Origin of the sequence: Burkholderia sp. AcTa6-5, assembly GCF_017815075.1 — a bacterium.
Lineage (GTDB): Bacteria > Pseudomonadota > Gammaproteobacteria > Burkholderiales > Burkholderiaceae > Burkholderia > Burkholderia sola.
The window spans coordinates 107,997-125,899 of the sequence record NZ_JAGIQE010000001.1; the positions used below are offsets into that span (position 1 = coordinate 107,997).

General features: G+C 68.2%; 11 protein-coding genes. 5 read left to right on the forward strand and 6 right to left on the reverse strand.

Translation table 11 applies throughout. The features are described 5' to 3' along the window. Nucleotides 1-655 precede the first annotated feature (655 nt). Nucleotides 656-2,323: a S8 family peptidase gene (locus tag J8I33_RS00450; RefSeq protein ID WP_209932550.1), complete on the reverse strand. Its 1,668-nt coding sequence runs from the start codon at nucleotides 2,321-2,323 to the stop codon at nucleotides 656-658. After that, nucleotides 2,320-2,526 (reverse strand): hypothetical protein, encoded by a 207-nt coding sequence (locus J8I33_RS00455; protein ID WP_209924926.1) that lies wholly within the window; start codon nucleotides 2,524-2,526, stop codon nucleotides 2,320-2,322. Before J8I33_RS00455 ends, J8I33_RS00450 begins: the two co-directional genes overlap by 4 nt. A gap of 213 nt (nucleotides 2,527-2,739) precedes the next feature. Between J8I33_RS00455 and J8I33_RS00460 the strand changes: the two genes are divergently transcribed. Beyond that, nucleotides 2,740-3,636 (forward strand): glutamate/aspartate ABC transporter substrate-binding protein, encoded by an 897-nt coding sequence (locus tag J8I33_RS00460; RefSeq protein WP_089489435.1) that lies wholly within the window; start codon nucleotides 2,740-2,742, stop codon nucleotides 3,634-3,636. A gap of 75 nt (nucleotides 3,637-3,711) precedes the next feature. On the opposite strand, the gene J8I33_RS00465 is transcribed toward J8I33_RS00460, so the two are convergent. Further along, nucleotides 3,712-4,236, reverse strand: a complete 525-nt coding sequence (locus J8I33_RS00465; RefSeq protein WP_209924927.1) for a hypothetical protein — start codon at nucleotides 4,234-4,236, stop codon at nucleotides 3,712-3,714. 292 nt (nucleotides 4,237-4,528) lie between these two features. Here J8I33_RS00465 and J8I33_RS00470 point away from each other — a divergent pair, with 292 nt between their 5' ends. Next, nucleotides 4,529-5,776 (forward strand): multidrug effflux MFS transporter, encoded by a 1,248-nt coding sequence (locus J8I33_RS00470; RefSeq protein WP_050012797.1) that lies wholly within the window; start codon nucleotides 4,529-4,531, stop codon nucleotides 5,774-5,776. Between the two features lie 20 nt (nucleotides 5,777-5,796). Continuing rightward, the gene (locus J8I33_RS00475; RefSeq protein ID WP_089489434.1) at nucleotides 5,797-6,318 is read left to right on the forward strand and encodes a GNAT family protein; all 522 of its coding nucleotides are present in this window, start codon (nucleotides 5,797-5,799) and stop codon (nucleotides 6,316-6,318) included. A gap of 28 nt (nucleotides 6,319-6,346) precedes the next feature. On the opposite strand, the gene J8I33_RS00480 is transcribed toward J8I33_RS00475, so the two are convergent. The 3 genes from J8I33_RS00480 to J8I33_RS00490 form a co-directional block, all read right to left on the reverse strand. After that, nucleotides 6,347-7,036: a hypothetical protein gene (locus tag J8I33_RS00480; RefSeq protein WP_209932557.1), complete on the reverse strand. Its 690-nt coding sequence runs from the start codon at nucleotides 7,034-7,036 to the stop codon at nucleotides 6,347-6,349. Between the two features lie 123 nt (nucleotides 7,037-7,159). Further along, on the reverse strand, nucleotides 7,160-9,403 hold the full coding sequence (gene pbpC / locus J8I33_RS00485) for a penicillin-binding protein 1C (protein WP_209932560.1): 2,244 nt from the start codon (nucleotides 9,401-9,403) through the stop codon (nucleotides 7,160-7,162). A gap of 11 nt (nucleotides 9,404-9,414) precedes the next feature. Continuing rightward, nucleotides 9,415-15,465: an MG2 domain-containing protein gene (locus J8I33_RS00490; RefSeq protein ID WP_209932563.1), complete on the reverse strand. Its 6,051-nt coding sequence runs from the start codon at nucleotides 15,463-15,465 to the stop codon at nucleotides 9,415-9,417. A 310-nt stretch (nucleotides 15,466-15,775) separates the two neighbouring features. Between J8I33_RS00490 and J8I33_RS00495 the strand changes: the two genes are divergently transcribed. Then, on the forward strand, nucleotides 15,776-16,282 hold the full coding sequence (locus tag J8I33_RS00495) for a sugar dehydrogenase complex small subunit (protein WP_050012792.1): 507 nt from the start codon (nucleotides 15,776-15,778) through the stop codon (nucleotides 16,280-16,282). Next, a complete protein-coding gene (locus J8I33_RS00500) occupies nucleotides 16,282-17,901 on the forward strand; it encodes a GMC family oxidoreductase (protein ID WP_089489433.1) in 1,620 nt (539 codons plus the stop codon). Before J8I33_RS00495 ends, J8I33_RS00500 begins: the two co-directional genes overlap by 1 nt. Nucleotides 17,902-17,903: the final 2 nt, after the last annotated feature.

Genomic DNA, 17,903 nt, shown 5'->3' on the forward strand with positions numbered 1-17,903 from the left:
GCGCTCCCCGCCGCGTCGCGTCAGGCGCGATCGGCTGTGGGTCGGTAAAGGCGGGAACGCTCGCCGGCGCGCAGCATGCGGACGGCGTGTCGATGCGCAGCGTTGCACCGGCGAGCGGTAATCGACTACTGTCGTCTGAGTTCATCTGCACTCCTGTCGGTTGCGGATAGTCGGCACGGGCGATCGGCAGCGGCGCGCGCAACGAGGCGCGCGGCCGGACGGCACGCGAACGGCGGGCGCACGCGGCCGGCGCCGCGCGCAACGCGAACGCACGCGCACGACGGCGCGTCGCGTGCATTCGACAACATCGAAAATTCGGGCGGGAGATCTGGCCGATAGTCAGGCCGGAAGGGCGCCGCATCCTGCTTCCCGGGATGCGGCAGAAGACGAGGCTCTGCGCGTTTTCCTCAGGCAGCAGTCAAGTTGGTGATGCACCAACTACAACTCGCATCGGTGTTCACAGAACACTCCATGTAACTAGACGGGGGCGATGGTAATGGCTCGCTGTGCGAAGCGTCAACCCTTTTGTCAGGCGTTATTTCGAGATAATCGATCGCGCCAGTGCGCGTTCGCAGGCGTGTGCGACAGCCCGTCACGAAACAGCCGCGCGCATCCCGTGTCGGCATGCGCGCGGCCGTGTCGAACGAGGCGCCGGTTACTGGTTCGCAGTCGCGACGGCGGCCCCTGCATCGAGGATGCCCGAGCCTGCGGGCAGCGCGGTGCACGACGTGCCGGCCGCGAGCTTCGCCGCGCGCGTGCCGCCTTGCAGCTTCTGCAGGATCTGCGCGGGCGTGAGGTTGCCGTTCACCGACAGCATCAGCGCGGCGACCCCCGTCACCTGCGGCGCCGCGAGGCTGGTGCCGTTCGCGGGGCCATAGGTGTCCGAGCCCGGCGTCGTCGTGCCGGTGTTCGACGTCGACAGGATGTTGACGCCCGGCGCGCTCAGCGCGACGTCGGCGCCGAAGTTGCTGAACGACGCGCGGCGGCCCGTCGCGTCGGTCGCGGCGACGGTGATCACGCCGCGGCAGTTGGCGGGCTGGTCGAGCCCGGTCGACAGGCCGTCGTTGCCGGCCGCGACGACCACGGTCACGCCCTTCGCGGTCACGTCGTCGATCGCCTGCTGGAACGTCGTGCTGCAGGCGCCGACCCCGCCGAGGCTCAGGTTGATGATCTTCGCCGGCCGCGGGTTCGTCGGTACGCCGACGACGTTGATGCCGGCTGCCCAGCGCATGCCGTCCGCGATGTCGCTCGTCACGCCGCCGCACTTGCCGAGTACGCGCACGGGCAGGATCTGGCCGAGCCACGATACGCCGGCGACGCCGGTGCCGTTGTTGGCGGTTGCGCCGATCACGCCCATCACGCGCGTGCCGTGCCAACTGCTATTGCTCGGCTGGCTTGCGCAGTGATAGTACGGGCCGTTGACGTTGTCGATTTCCTGCTGCGTGACCCAATCGCCCGGATCGGTTGCGTCCGGGCCGCGCGTCGAGCCGTTGTTGCTGGTGTTGACGTTGCTGATGAAGCTGTAGCCGGACAGCAGGTTGCCGACGAGGTCGCCGTGCGGCCGATAGCCGGTATCGAGCACGGCCGTGACGACGGTCGGCGAACCCTTGGTCACGTTCCACGCCGGTGGCAGGTCGATGCCGGCGGCCGGGTCGGACAGGTACCACTGCTGGTTGTAGAGCGGATCGCTCGGCGTGTCGCGGATCTGCATCGGGTGATCCGGCTCCGCGTAGTCGACATCGCTGTCGGCCGCGAACGCCTGGGCGAGCGCGGCGGCATCGGCGGCGGCCATGCGCTGACCGAGCGACAGCACGGCCGCGCCGCTCGAGATCGTTCGTTCGACCTGCACGTTCACCGGCGTTTGCCCGACCGTGCTCGCGTACGCGCGTGCGTTGCCGGTCACGGGCGCCGTCCAGCGCGTCATCGCACGCTGGATCACCGCATCGAGTCGCGAGCCGTTGTCGATGGTCGCCATCGCGCGCGTGGCCGTCAGCGTTTTCAGCTTGACGATGAGGTGATCGACCGGCGGCTCGACCGGTGCGGTCTGCGCGGCCATCTGTACGGCGGCCTGCTGCGACGTGCACGCATTGCCGCCGGACGATGTGGGCGGGGCGGTCGGGGTGGGTGCGGGAGCGGGCGTCGGAGCGGGGGCCGGTGTCGGTGTCGGTGCGGGGGACGCGTTGGACGAAGAAGGGTTGCTGCCGTCGCCGCCGCCTCCGCCGCAACCGGCGAGGGGCAGGAGAGCGGCGGCGGACAGCATACCGGCGAGCATGCGCGCATGGGCGGGGCGCGCCAGCGCGAAATTGAAGCGTTTGGCTTTCATGTTGAAAGTCGATCCTCGAAGATAACCGTCGTGCCGGCGGTGGTGCCTGGTCCGGCGTACACCGGACCTTGTTTTTGTTCGGCGCACGCAGCGCTGCTGCGACGCGCCATGCATTGGGTAACGGCTGATGAGGCGGCTTCTTGAATATGTTTTGTGTGAAAAAGGGGCGAGACGCAAACGATTGCGATGCTGTCTTGCAGCATGAACGCGCGTTTGGAACGAGTGATCTGTTCATCGGGTGCAAGATTGCAGGCGGTCGACCCGGCGAAACGTTCGGCACAGGCGCTTTTGCGCGCCGCGGAAACGATTTTCTCGGTGAGGCCGCGACAGCGGCCGCTTGACGCTTTCCCCGATGCGGCGCGAATTTTGTTGGGCGTACGATCGCGATTCGATCAACGTTTCGTCAGGAGAAAAGCATGGATCGCCGCTTTCGTTGGCTGGCCGTTGCGCTCGCCTGCGCGCTGGCGGGCACCGCGCACGCGCAGGCCCTCACCGGTACGCTGAAGAAGATCAAGGACACGGGCGTCGTGTCGCTGGGTATCCGCGAATCGTCGGTGCCGTTCTCGTATTCGGACAACCAGCAGAAGAACATCGGCTATTCGCGCGACATCGCGTCGCGCATCATCGACCGGTTGAAGACCGATCTGAACCTGCCGAACCTCGCGGTGAAGGAAATCCCGATCACGTCGCAGAATCGGATTCCGCTGCTGCAGAACGGGACGATCGACTTCGAATGCGGGTCGACGACGAATACGCTCGAACGGCAAAGGCAGGCCGCGTTCTCGAACAGCATCTTTCTGTACGGCATCCGTTTCAGCACGCGCAAGGATTCGGGCGTGAAGGACTTCGCGGACCTGGCCGGCAAGACGGTCGCGACGACGGCCGGCACGTCGGACGAGCGTCTGCTGCGCAAGCTCAACGAAGAGAAGGCGATGAACATGACGATCATCAGCGCGAAGGATCATGCCGAAGCGTTCATGAACGTCACGACCGGGCGCGCGGTCGCGTTCGTGATGGACGAACCGCTGCTGTACGGCGAGATCGCGAAGGACCGCAATCCGGGTGCGTATACGGTCGCGGGCACGCCGCTCGTCCACGAAAATTACGCGTGCATGATGCGCAGGGACGATCCGGCGTTCAAGCAAGTGGTCGACGGCGTGATCGCGAAGATGCAAACCTCGGGCGCGGCCGAGAAGCTGTACGACCAGTGGTTCATGCAGCCGATTCCGCCGAAGGGCGTGAGCCTCAACTATCCGCTGTCGGCGGAGATGAAGCAGCTGTTCAGGAATCCGACGGATCAGGCGCAGTACTGATTCGACCGTCGCAACGAAAAACCGCCGGCAGGTGCCGGCGGTTCGAGCGCAGAGCGCCGAGCGGCGCGAAGCGCGTCAGGCCTTGATCTCCGGGCCGCGCGCGGCGGGTGCGGCCGGTGCCGCCGACGGCATCGGCGGCCGTGCCGGGGCGATGACGAGCACCGGTTGGGGAGCGGCCCACGCCGGTATCGCGAACTCGACCGGCTGCGGCATCGGCATCGCGAACGCGTTGGCGAGCGCAATGTGCTGCAGCGCCATCATCTGCTGCTGCATCGCGACCATCTGCGCCTGCGCCGCCTGCATCCGGTACTGCGCGGCCTGTATTTGCCGCAACGCCGCCGCGGGCGGCATGCCGCCCGACGACGACGTCTGCATCTCGAAGCTCGCGCCGCCTTGCGGGCTACGCCAGCGCCACGTGCTGACCTTCATCGGGCCGACGGCTGTCTGGACGACGCGCGTTTCGGCTTTCACGGGCACGGCCTGCCCGTCGACATTGACGAGCATCGGTTGGGCGGTCGCCGCCGCGCCGGCCTGCCCGGCCAGCGCGAACACGGGCACCAGCGCCAGCGCGCCCGCCGCCATATACGAACGGAATCGCATCTTCGTATCTCCATCAAACGAGACTGAATCAACAATGACGTACGGCTCACGGAATGAGCCATCCGAGACAATGCGACCGTCGGCTTAAACCAACATTAAAACTGCCGTCGGTCGGCCCGATCCGCGCATTCCATGATGCGCCGCCATCGGCATTCAACCTCGCCCGCGCCAGGGTAATCCTGTCGCCCGGTGCAACAACGGGCACAATACGGAATTCGCCACCACCGCACGCATGTTCGACATCCGAACACTGACGGTGCGGCACTGCTGCCCGACCTCCTTCCCGGTCCTCATGAACGCCACGCCCACTCCCGCGCGCGAGTCGAATTCGCCGCGCTTCCTGCTGTTCCTGATCTGCCTGTTCGCGTCCGCCGGCCAGCTCGCGATCGATATCTACGTGCCCGCGCTGCCCGACATGGCCCGTTCGTTCGCGACCACGCCGCAGGCGATCCAGTCGAGCGTGTCCGGCTATATGGCGGCCTACGCGCTCGGCCAGTTGATCTTCGGGCCGATCGCGGACGCCTACGGACGCAAGCGCGTGCTTGCGTTCGGGCTCGTGATCTACACGATCGGCTGTCTGCTGTCGCTGGGCGCGTCGAACCTCGAGACGTTCATACTCGCGCGCTGCCTGCAGGGCTTCGGAATCGCGACCACCAACCTGCTGGCGAAGGCGATCATCACCGATTCGTTCTCCGGCCAGGCGTTGATGCACGCGTTCACCTACATGTCGATCGCGTGGGGGCTCGCGCCGATCATCGCGCCGGTGATCGGCGCGCACCTGCAGGAATGGTTCGGCTGGCGCGCATGCCTCGTGTTCCTGCTGGTCTACTCGCTGGCGATGTGGGCGCTGCTGTGGCGCTACCGCGAAACCTTGCCGAGGCCCGTGCATCTCGAGCCGCGCACGTTGATGGCGAACACGGGCAAGGTGCTGGCGAGCCCGGTGTTCCAGAGCTGTTTCCTCGCCCAGGGGCTGTGCTACAGCATCCTGCTGGTGTTCAACATCGTCGGGCCGTTCATGGTGCAGACCACGCTGCACAAGCCGCCGACCTTCTTCGGGTATCTCGCGCTCGGCATCGGCCTCATGTATTTCCTCGGCGGCCTGTCGAACCGGATTCACGGCCGCGGGCTGCCGAGCGCCGAGCAACGGCTGCGTATCGGCGCGCGCGTGATGGCGGGCGCGTCGATCGCGATGCTGGTGCTGGCGCTGACCGTCGGCCTGCGCGTGTGGACGCTCGCGACGCCGGTGCTCGTGATGGGCTTCTGCGCGGGCGCGATGTATCCGACGCTGATGGCCAAGGGCAATTCGCTGTTTCCGCATATCGCCGGCCTGACGAGCGCGATTCTCGGCTGTGCGCTGCTGCTCGTGTCGTCCGCGATGATGGGTCTGGCCGGTTTCGTGTCGATTCACGTGCTGACGCCGCTCGCGGTGTTCTTCGTCGCGTTGTCGTTCATCGTCGTGTGGATGGTGACGAAGCTGCTGCGGTATCTGTCGCAGCAGCAGGCGGCGCCGGTGGTGTGCGGGCGGGGGGAGGCGGCGTAAGCGCGGATGGTGATCGACTCATGAACCGGATCCTGCTGAATCGCGTCGCCCGGTCCGACGCCGCCGATCTGATCGCCGGCAACCGCGCGAACCGGAGCCATCATCTGCCGTGGGTCGATTCGTTCATCGACCAGGCCGGGTTCGATCAATGGTTCGCCCGCTGCCTGACGGGGCCGAACGTCGGATTGGTCGCGCGCGAGCGGGCGTCGGGCGCGGTGGTCGGCGTGGTGAATCTCAACGAGATCGTCGGCGGGGTGTTTCAGAGCGCTTATCTTGCGTACTACGGAATGGCGGATTTCAGCCGCAAGGGGCTGATGACGGACGCGTTGCGCGCGGCGATCGACGTCGCGTTCGGCGAACTCGGGCTGCACCGGCTCGAAGCGAACATCCAGCCCGGCAACCATGCGTCGATCGCGCTGGTTCGACGGCTCGGTTTCCGGCAAGAGGGATTTTCGCCGCGCTATCTGCGCATCGGCGGCGAATGGCGCGACCACGAGCGTTGGGCGTTGCTGGCCGACGACGCGCACGAAGCCGGCGCCTGACGGTCGATTCTCGTCCCCCTCGCATCGCTTACAGCGGATGGGCGGCCCCGGCCTGCTGCAACAGCGACACGGCCACCGGATCCGGCAGTCCGTTCGAATCGATCGCCCCGGCTTTGCCCAGCGCGACGAGATCGCTGTCGACGCCCGGTTGCCCGACCACGAACGACGTGGTCAGGAACGCCGGCGCGGCGAGCGTGACCGCATAGCGCTGTTGCAGGTTCGTCACCACGGCCGATTGCGCGGCCTGCACGGTGTCCGGGCTGTTCATCGCCCGCTGGTAGCGCAGGGTGCCCTGGAAATTGCCGATCAGCCCGGCCGTGTTCGTCCCGAGTTGCGCCGCGAGATAGACGAGCATTAGCTCGGTCTCGGGCGTCGTGTTGAAGGTGCCGCCCGCATAGGCGAGCGAATGCAGGCTCGCGCCGCCCGACGCCACGGTGATCACGCATGGCAGCGCCGCGTTGAGCGTCACATGGTAGTTGCCGCCGCCGTCCGTCAGCGTCGTTGCCGAGCCCGCCGCGCAGTTGACCGTGACTTGCGCGCTCGCGAGCGCGTCGCCCGTCGCGGCCGTGCCCGACAGCGAGACGGTTTGCGTGTTGCCGTTGAAGCACGCGTCGACGCCGAAGCAGGCCTCGCCGTTGCAGGCGGGGAGGGCGGCGAGCGTTGCGACGCACAAAACGCCCAGCGCGGGGCGGGTGAAGCGCGTAAGGCGAATGTTCATGGTCGCGGGCAATCCGAGAGAATGAGGCAACCGGTGCGCGTGGGGGAATGCGGCGCTGTTGTCATTCTATGTCGTGATCCGGGGAAAGCGAATACGGCCGGCCGATAAGACCGCCTCACCGCCTCAGCGCTTGCGCGCACCCGGCTTCGCGAACGCGCCGCGCACCTCGAAGTCGATCGCGTCGGCGACGTTGCCGCGCGCATCGACGAGTTCGAGCCGGTGTCGGCCCGGCCACGGCAGCCACGCGACGCGATCGGCATGGCCGATCACCTTGTCGTCGAGCCGCCACGCGAACTTCGTCGCGTGCCCGGACGATCGCTCGAACCAGATCCGCTGGTTCTTCGGCGGAATGTCGGGGTCGATCGCGAAGATCGTGCCGTCGGTCGGCGCGCCGATCGTCAGCGGCGCACGCGCACCGTCCTTGCCTGGCGCGACGGGCGCCGCGAGCCGGATCGTGTCGACCGCCGTGCCCGCGATGAACCATTCGTTGCGGGCCGGCTCGATGTCGCGCTCGAACGCGATGCGGCGCGTCTCGACGCCGGCCGGCGCGCGCGGCGCACGGCTCGGCAGGTCGCGATGCAGGTAGCCGACGACGGCCGACCACACGGGCGACGCGCCCGTGACGCCCGACACGTCCCACATCGGCGAGCCGTCCGCATTGCCGACCCACACGCCGACCGTATAGCGCGACGTGAAACCGATCGTCCAGTTGTCGCGCATGTCCTTGCTCGTGCCGGTCTTGACCGCCGAGAAGAAGCGCGTCGCGAGCGGGTTGTCGAAGCCGAACGTGCGCACGCGTGCGTTGTTGTCGGACAGGATGTCGGTGACGACGAAGCTGGCCGCGTCGCTGAACACGCGCGTACCGGCGTCCATCCGCGCGGGCGCCGAGGCGCCGGATGCCGGCGTCGGCGCCGTGGCGGGCAGGTCGACGACCTTGCGCGCGACGCCGCCGTTCGCGAGCGCGCGGTATGCATTGGTCAGCGACAGCAGCGTGACGTCCGCACTCCCGAGCGCCAGGCTGAAGCCGTAGTAATCGCCTTCCTGCGCGAGCGGCAGGCCGAGCGCGGTCAGCGTGCGCGCGAAGCGGTGCGGCGTGACGAGCACCAGCGTGCGCACGGCCGGCACGTTCAGCGAGCCGCCGAGCGCGCTGCGCACGCTCACCCAGCCCTTGAAATCCTTGTCGTAGTTCTGCGGAATGTAGAGGCCGCCGCCGGCGGCGAGGTTGATCGGCGCGTCGTCGAGCAGCGACGCGGCGGTCAGCCGTTTCTCGTCGATCGCCTGCGCATAGAGGAACGGCTTGAGCGTCGAGCCGGCCTGGCGCGGCGCGAGCACGGCATCGACGTCGCGCGCGCTCGACAGCGCCCCCGACGAGCCAACCCACGCGCGGATCTCGCCGGTCGCGTTGTCGATCACGACGACCGCGCCGTCCTGCACGTTGCGCCGATGCGCGGGTGCGTTCAGTTCGGTCAGCGCGCGCATCAGCGTGTCGCGCGCGAAGCGCTGCAGCGGCGCATCGAGCGTCGTGCGGATCTGCGCGCCGGCCGCCGGCTTGACCTCGGACGCGATGCGTCGCGCGAAATGCGGGGCGAGGGCGGCGCCGTCGTCGCGTACGGCGTTGGCCGGGCGCGCGGTGACGAGCTGCACGTAGCCGTCGAGCGATGCGCACGCCTGCGCGGCCTGCATGTCGCGCAGGATCCGGCACGCGCGTTCGGCGATCTTCGCGGGCGCCGCGTTGGGCGCACGCACGAGTGCGGCGGCGATCGCGGCCTCGCGCGCGTCGAGGCCCGACGGCGCCTTGCCGAACAGCACCTGCGACAGCGCGCCGAGCCCGATCGTCTCGCCGCGAAACGGCACCAGGTTCAGGTACGCCTCGAGGATCTGGTCCTTGCGCCAGCTGCGTTCGAGCCACAGCGCGTTCACGGCCTGCGTGGCCTTTTGCGGCAGCGAGCGCTGGCCCGAGCGGCGCGGCGAATCGCTGAGCAGGCCCGCGAGCTGCATCGTCACGGTCGACGCGCCGCGCGTGCGCTCGTTCCACAGGTTGCCCCATGCCGCGCCGGCAATCCCGCGCCAGTCGACGCCGCTGTGTTCGTAGAAGCGCTTGTCCTCGGACACGACGATCGCCTCGCGGAACGCGGGCGATACGTCGGCGAGCGACACCCAGTCGCCGCGCCGTTCGGTGCGGTCGATGCGCGTACGCTGCAGCGGCGTGCCGTCGCGCGCGAGCAGCACCCAGTCGGAGCTGCGCCAGTTGCGGCGCACGTCGTCGTAGCCGGGCAGCGCATGCGCGACGAGCGGTGCGGCCAGTACGACGGCGACGAATACGCGGCCGGCGAAACGCGCCGGCCGCGGCAAAGCCAGATCGATCATCGCTTGCCCGGTTACTTGCCCGCGTCGGCCGGCTTCACGGTCATCGGCGGGTTCGGCCACAAACCGTACACGGACGGCGCATACAGCGCCTCGACGCGCGTCGGCGGCAATCCGAACGTGCCGACGTTGTTCAGCCGCACCGTGTACTCGACCGAGAATTTGCCCTTCGGCAAATAGTCGTAGTACGCGCGATAGCCGTCGAAGTCGCGCTCGATGAACGCCGGCCACGCGCCGTCGGGGGTTTTCTCGCCCTGCGTCGCGGCTTCGGAATCGCGGCCGAGGCCCGACCCGAGGATCGTCGCGCCGGCCGGAATCGGATCGTTGACGGCGACCCACGTCATGTCGCTCTGCGCATCGATGTCGAGATGCACGCGCACGACGTCGCCGCGCGTGAGCACACCCTTGACGGCCGGCGATACGGGCGTGACGGTCTTCGTGATCCGGTAGCCGGCCGCGAACGGCGCGCGCAGCGGCACGGCCGCGAGGCTTTCGACCGTGGCCCACGGGCGGCCCGTGCCGTCCTGCGTGACCGACAGCGTGGCCGGCCCCTGCGACGCTCGCGGCCACGGCATCAGCACGCTGCGCGCGGCGGCCGCGCGGGTCGCCGGCGTCGCCGACGCGGGCGCATCGGCGGGCGCGGCCGATGCCGGCTGCGACCACGAGATCGAGCGCTCGTCGCCGCCCAGCGCCACCTTCGTCGCACCGGCGACCGGCGTGCTCTCGTAGGTGCGCGAGAAGCGCTCGACCGCGAGCAGGCCGAGCGCGTTCGACGTCGTCGTCTGCCATGCGCCCTGACGTTGCAGCGCGAGCAGGCCGGCCGTCACGCGCGGCATTTCGTCCTTCCATGCCGGGTCGCCCGCGAATTCCAGCGCGAGACGCGCGGCGTTGGTCTCGTTGCTGGTCATCAGCCACCACAGGTCGTCGTCGCGCGCGGTCGAGAACACGAGCTGCGTGCCCTGGTAAGTCAGGCGCGCCCGCAGGATCTGGTCGACCTGCGCGCGTTTCTCGTCGCGTTGCGGGATGTCCTTCACGCGCGTGAGGATCGCGTGATAGTCGATCACCGCCGACGTCGGCCACTGGTTCGGCGCGATCTCGATCGAACCGAGCATGCGGCCCTGCGCGGCGCCGTAGCGCGACAGCGCCTCGATCGCGGCGAGCTTGCGCAGGTCGCGATCCTGGCGCGGCGCCCACGCGTTGCGCTCGAGGCGGCCGTCGACGAAGCGCGCGAGCCCGGCCTCGAGCTGCGTGCGCAGGTCTTCCGGCAGCGCGAAGCGCGGGTCGAGGCGGCTGGCTTCGTCGGACACCACGAGAAGATACGACGACAGCGTCGGGCTGCCATGATGCGAATCGTCGGACGACGGCGGGAAGTAGCTCGCCAGCCCGTCGCTGTCGAGATAGACGGGCATGCGCGCGATCAGCGCCTGCCATTGCGCGGGGTCGCGCAGCCCGATCGCACGCGACGTCTGCTGTTCGAGGCAGCGATACGGATAGCGTTCGAACCAGCGCCGCACGCCGGGCAGGCCGTCGGCGAGCTTCGACTGCAGCGACACGGCGATGCCGCCGCGCGGCGCGCCTTGTGCGTTGCTCACAGCGCCGGCCGGGGCCGCGACGGGCACCGTCAGCGTGCCGTCGACCTGCGCGAGCGTCGCCTGCTGCACGGTCACCGGCAGCGCGGGCACGACCTTCTGCGCGACGGCCAGCGCGTCGGACGCGCGCTTGCCGCCTTGCTCGGCCGCCTCGATGCGCCAGTTCAGCGCACCGGCCGCATCGAGCGCCTGCTCGGGCACGGTGATCGTCCACGCGACCTCGGTCGCCGCATTCGCGGCCAGCGACACGGTTTGCGGTGCGACGTCGAGGCCCGTCACGCGCGGCGTCACGACGACCTGCATCGCGCGGTCGGTCGTGTTGCGCAGCGTGACCTGCGCACGGAACGCGTCGCCTTCGCGCACGAGCGGCGGCAGGCCGGAGATCAGTTGCAGATCCTGCGTGCTGCGGATCGACGTGCTGCCCGTGCCGAAACGGTCGGGGCCGACCGCCGCGATCGCGACGATCCGGAAGCGCGTGAGCGCGTCGTTCAGCGGCACCTCGACGGTTGCGCTTCCGTTCGCGTCGAGCGTCACGCGCGGGTTCCACAGCAGCAGCGTGTCGAACAGCTCGCGGGTCGGTGCGCTGCCGCCCCCGCCGCCGGCCGGCACGGCTTTGCGGCCGAAGTGGCGGCGGCCGACGATTTCCATCTGCGCGGTGGCCGTCTCGACGCCGTACGCGCGCCGGCGCAGCATCGCGTCGAGCAGGTCCCAGCTGTTGTTCGGCATCAGTTCGAGCAGCGCCTCGTCGACGGCCGCGATCGCAATCTGCGTGCCGGCCGGTGCCGGCTGACCGTTCGGCAGCGTGACCTTCACGTGCGCCTGCGCCTTGCTGCGTACCGTGTAGCGGGTCGCGTCGGTCGTCACGGTCACGCCGAGGCGATGAACGCCCGTGCCGACCTTGATCTCGCCGAGGCCATAGCGGAACGCGGGCTTCGACAGGTCGACGAACGCGGTCGGCGCCTCATAGTGGCGGCCTTCGCGCCAGAACGCGCGCGCCCATTCGACCGGCGCCTTCCAGCCCCACGTGAAGAACGAGTACCACGGCACCTCGCGAATCCGCCCGCGCAGCGCGAGCACCGACACGTAGACGTTCGGCCCCCACGATTCGCCGACCTTCAGGTCGACGGTCGGGTTCTTGCCGTTCAGCTCGACGATGTGCGTTTCCATCACGCCGCCGCGCTCGACCGCGACGAGCGCGGTCGCGTAGCGGAACGGCATGCGCACCTGGAAGCGGGCCGTTTCGCCCGGTTCGTACGACGTTTTCTCGGGGATCACGTCGATCCGGTCGGTGTTGTCGCCGCCGAACCAGAGCTCGTCCTCGCGCGTGACCCATACCGACGTCGACGCATTCGACGTGCGGCCGTCGCCGTCCTTCGCGACCGCGATCAGTTGCACGTTGCCGGCCTGCTCGAGCGTCGCGTCGCAGGCCATGCGGCCCTTGTCGTCGGTCTTGCCCGAGCACAGCACGCCGAGGTCGCGCGTATCGCTCTTGTTGTCGTACGCGTAGAAGCCGCCGACCATCCGCTTGCGCGACGACGTCGTGATGCGCGCGACGCCCTTGATCTCGATCGGCACCGACGCGCGCGGCTTGCCCTGCAGGTCGACCGCCAGCGCCTGCACCGGCACGCGCTGGCCGACCGACACCCAGCGGCCGGCCTTGATGCCGGCCACCACCGCGGCCGGCCACAGGATCGTGTCGCCGCGGATCGTCTGCACTTCGCCGTTCGGGTCCGCGAACGTCGCCTCCAGCGCGATACGCTTCGGTGCGTCGACGTCGGGCAGGCCCTTGAGCGTGACCGAGCCCGCGCCGTTGCGGTCGAGCGTCAGCGGCAGCTTGTCGGCGATCAGCTTCGTCGCGTCGGGATCGTTGCTCGACGCCGCCGCCGACGCGTTGTCGCCGTCCTGCGCATCGTCGTCGGCATTGCCGTCGCTCGTGTCGGGGCGATACGGCGTGAAGCTGAAATCCTCGAAACGATCCGCGAACGGCGGCGATGCCCACTTCATCAGCGCCGACACCTGCACGGGCAGGTTCGATGCGCCGCCGCCCGACACGTAGTCGATCTGCACCGCGAGCGGCGCTTCCTTCACGGCGACGAGCGGGCTCTTCTGCGCGTCGCGCGCGCCGATCGAGCCTTTCAGCACCGGCAGGCGGAACGCCTCGACGCGGAAGCTGCCGCTGTAGTAGGTGGCGCTCGGCGCATCGTCCGGGCCGCCTTCGAGCTCGACGCTGTATTCGCCGAGCTTCGCGGCGGCCGGCAGCGTGAACTGCGAATCCGCGCTGTGGTCGGCCGCCCACGTGAGCGGCAGTTTGTACGTCTGGCCGGTGCCGAGATGGCGGATCGTCACGCGCGTCGGGTATTGCGACGGGAACGCGAGGCTCTGCAGCGTCTCGGTGCGGATGAAATGCTTCATCGACACGGTTTCGCCGGCGCGCAGCAGCGTGCGGTCGAACACCGTATGCGCGCGCACGGTCGGCGCGCTGTCGGTGTCGGTCGGCACGTTGAAGCGCCACGATTCGATCCCGCGGTTCCAGCCCGAGCTGACGAACGCCATGTCGGGGCCCGTCTTCGGATCGTCGACGCGCGCCGACACGAAGTAGTCGCTAAAGCGCTGTTCCGACGAGCTGCATTCGCGCTTCGGCTCGAACGGCCCGTCGATCTTCAGCAGGCCCTGCGCGTCGGTCTTGCCGGCCGCGATTTCGTCGCCGTTGCAGTCCGACACGCGGATCTGCGCATTCGGCACCGGCTTGCCCTTGTCGAGCGTCGTGACCCACACGAGGTTGTTCTCGCGGCCCTGTTTCAGGTGCACGCCGAGGTTCGTGACGAGCACGGCGGTGCGCACGTACATGCTCGACGGCTTCGCGAGCAGCGAGCGGCCGAGCGCGGGCGACGCGAGTTCGAGCACGTAGAAGCCAGGCTTCTCGATCGGCACGCCGACCACTTCGAACGGGCGCAGCGCTTTCGGATCGGCCTTCGGCAGCGTCAGCACCTGCGCGCCGGGCTCGCCCGCGAGCAGCGACAGCGAGCGCACGTCGATGCGGCGGTTCTTCGGCGCGGGCTGCTTTTCGCCGGCCTCGAGCGGCACGTAGACCGGGCGTTGCCCCTTGCGCTCCAGCAGGCCGGGAATCTGGTCGTCGATCGAGCCGGCCGTCATCGACCAGTTGTCGAAGCGATCGACGGTGCGCATCCATTGGCGGATCGCGGTGTCGTTCTCGACCTTCAGGTTCGCGAATTGCGCGCCGCCCGCGTTGAGGCCCGCGATATGCAGGTCGGCCTCGACGTTGCGCAGCGTGACGGGCACCAGCGCGGGCGTGCCGGGCTCGGCGAAGCGCTCGACGATCCCGAAGGTGCCCGACGAGAATTTCGCGAGCGGCGGCATCGGCGCGGTGCGCGTCGCGAGCGGGAACAGGTCCGCGTTGGACAGCGGCCGGTCGGTCACGTCGTGCAGGCCCGACGGCAGCTCGACGGTGAGAGCCGCCTGTTCGGGCAGCGGCGGGTTGAACGTGACGGTCGTCACTTCCTCGCTGTGATCGTCGGCCGCGAAGGTCGGCGACAGCGAACCGTCGGGGCCGCGCAGCTTGATCGCTTCGGCCTGCTTGCGCGCGATCGGCGCGTTGAACGACAGCGTGAGCGGGCGCAGCGGCGTGCAGGGCGCCTTCGCGTTCTCGCGTTCGCACGAGAAGCTCGCGGCGAACGGTGCGCGCACGGTGAAATCGAAGCGTCGTTCGGTTTCGTTCGCGATGCCGCTCGGGCTCGCGACGCCCTTGCCGTACACGAGCTGCATCTTCGCGCTCGCCGGCAGCGCCTGCGAGCACGACAGCGTCAGCACGCGCGCGGCCTCCTTCTTCAGCCCGAAATGATCGAGCAGCGCGTTGCGCGCATCGTCGTCGGCGGCCGTGACGGGAATGCGGTTGCCGATGCCGGCCGCTTCGCACCAGATGTTCGCGAGCGCCGAACGCGGCTCGGCCGGGCCGTTCAGCTTCATCACGAAGACCTGCCGCTCCTCGATCTCGCGGGAGCCGGGGCGCACCGACACCGGGAACGGGCCGCCCGTCTGGAACGTGAAGCGACGCGGGCCGCTGACCGCATTGCCGGCGACCGAGCGCAGCGTGTCGTTGAGCGCGACCGAGCAGCGTACGCCGGGCGGCAGGTCGCTTTCGAAATCGTAAACCCAGGTCTTGTCGTCGAGCCAGTGGCCCGAGCCGCGCGCGGCCGTCGAATCGTTGCAGGTCACGCGCGCCGGATTCGGCGCAGAGGCCGAGCCGAACGCGACCATCGGTTCGTCGAACTTCACGACGCTCTGCCGGACTTCGGTGACGGTGCCTTGCGGCGACACGCTCACCGTGCGCGCCGCGCCCGCATGCAGCGACAGCGCGGCGGCGCCGCCGAGCGCCGCGACGGCGCCGATGCGCCAGAGCAGCCGGGTCGTGTGGTGGGTGTGGTTCGTTTCTTTGTTGTGCTTGTCGCGCTGCTTCATCGCTCGATTGCCCTCGGAGGGAAGCTTTCTGTTTGATTGCACGGGATTCTAACCGACCGCCGCGCGCGCGCAGCACGGCGTGCAGGTGCAGTGTGTGGTCGGCGCGCGACACGGGCGTGCCCGCGGCAGATTTGTCGCGCCGACGACACAAAATTGCAGCGAAATATCGATTGTCGCGGATTGCGGAACATTTAATGGACTATAAAAAGATTGTTCGATCCGACTTGTGCGCGTACATTTCAGGGCCGCGCCAATGTTTGAGAAATATCAAGCGTGGTTTTCCCGAATCCGGTGTTCGAGAGAAGGAAACATGCACAACGACAACACCCCCCAATCGCGTCGTGACAACGACGCAGCCGTAACCGGCATCACGCGGCGTCAATGGCTGCAGGGCGCACTGGCGCTGACGGCGGCGGGCCTCACCGGCTCGCTGGCGTTGCGGGCCCTGGCCGACGATCCGGCCACCGCGCCGCTCGATACGTTCATGACGCTTTCCGAAGCATTGACCGGCAAGAAAGGGCTGAGCCGCGTCACCGGCGAGCGCTATCTGCAGGCACTGCAGAAGGGCTCGTTCAAGACGGCCGACAGCCTGTCGCAACTCGCCGGTGCGCTCGCATCCGGCTCGCTGAATCCTGACCAGGAATCGCTCGCATTGACGATTCTCGGCGCGTGGTATCTCGGCATTGTCGACAACGTCGTGATTACCTACGAAGAAGCATTAATGTTCAGCGTGGTGTCCGATACCCTCGTGATCCCTTCGTATTGCCCCAACAAACCCGGCTTCTGGGCCGAAAAACCGATCGAGAGGCAAGCCTGATGGCCGATACCGATACGCAAAAAGCCGACATCGTCGTCGTCGGATCGGGTGTTGCCGGCGCGATCGTTGCACACCAGCTCGCGATGGCGGGCAAGTCCGTGATCCTGCTGGAAGCCGGCCCGCGCATGCCGCGCTGGGAAATCGTCGAGCGTTTTCGCAACCAGCCCGACAAGACCGATTTCATGGCGCCGTACCCGTCGAGCCCGTGGGCGCCGCATCCGGAATACGGCCCGCCGAACGACTACCTGATCCTGAAGGGCGAGCACAAGTTCAACTCGCAGTACATCCGCGCGGTGGGCGGCACGACGTGGCACTGGGCCGCGTCGGCGTGGCGCTTCATCCCGAACGACTTCAAGATGAAGACCGTGTACGGCGTCGGCCGCGACTGGCCGATCCAGTACGACGACCTCGAGCATTACTACCAGCGCGCCGAGGAAGAGCTCGGCGTGTGGGGCCCGGGCCCCGAGGAAGATTTGTACTCGCCGCGCAAGCAGGCATACCCGATGCCGCCGCTGCCGTTGTCGTTCAACGAGCAGACCATCAAGAGCGCGCTGAACGGCTACGACCCGAAGTTCCACGTGGTGACCGAGCCCGTCGCGCGCAACAGCCGCCCGTACGACGGCCGGCCGACTTGTTGCGGGAACAACAATTGCATGCCGATCTGCCCGATCGGTGCGATGTACAACGGCATCGTCCACGTCGAGAAGGCCGAGCAGGCCGGCGCGAAGCTGATCGACAGCGCGGTCGTCTACAAGCTCGAGACCGGGCCGGACAAGCGCATCGTCGCCGCGATCTACAAGGACAAGACGGGCGCCGACCATCGCGTCGAGGGCAAGTATTTCGTGCTCGCCGCCAACGGCATCGAGACGCCGAAGATCCTGCTGATGTCCGCGAACCGCGATTTCCCGAACGGCGTCGCGAACAGTTCCGACATGGTCGGCCGCAACCTGATGGACCATCCGGGCACCGGCGTGTCGTTCTACGCGAACGAGAAGCTGTGGCCGGGCCGCGGCCCGCAGGAGATGACGTCGCTGATCGGTTTCCGCGACGGCCCGTTCCGTGCGACCGAAGCCGCGAAGAAGATCCACCTGTCGAACATGTCGCGCATCAACCAGGAGACGCAGAAGATCTTCAAGGCCGGCAAGCTGATGAAGCACGAGGAGCTCGACGCGCAGATCCGCGACCGTTCCGCGCGCTACGTGCAGTTCGACTGCTTCCACGAAATCCTGCCGCAGCCCGAGAACCGCATCGTGCCGAGCAAGACGGCCACCGACGCGGTCGGCATCCCGCGCCCCGAGATCACGTATGCGATCGACGATTACGTGAAGCGCGGCGCCGTGCACACGCGCGAGGTCTACGCGACGGCCGCGAAGGTGCTCGGCGGCACCGACGTCGTGTTCAACGACGAGTTCGCGCCGAACAACCACATCACCGGCGCGACGATCATGGGCGCGGATGCGCGCGACTCGGTCGTCGACAAGGACTGCCGCACGTTCGATCATCCGAACCTGTTCATCTCGAGCAGCTCGACGATGCCGACCGTCGGTACGGTGAACGTGACGCTGACGATCGCGGCGCTCGCGCTGCGGATGTCGGACACGCTGAAGAAGGAAGTCTGACC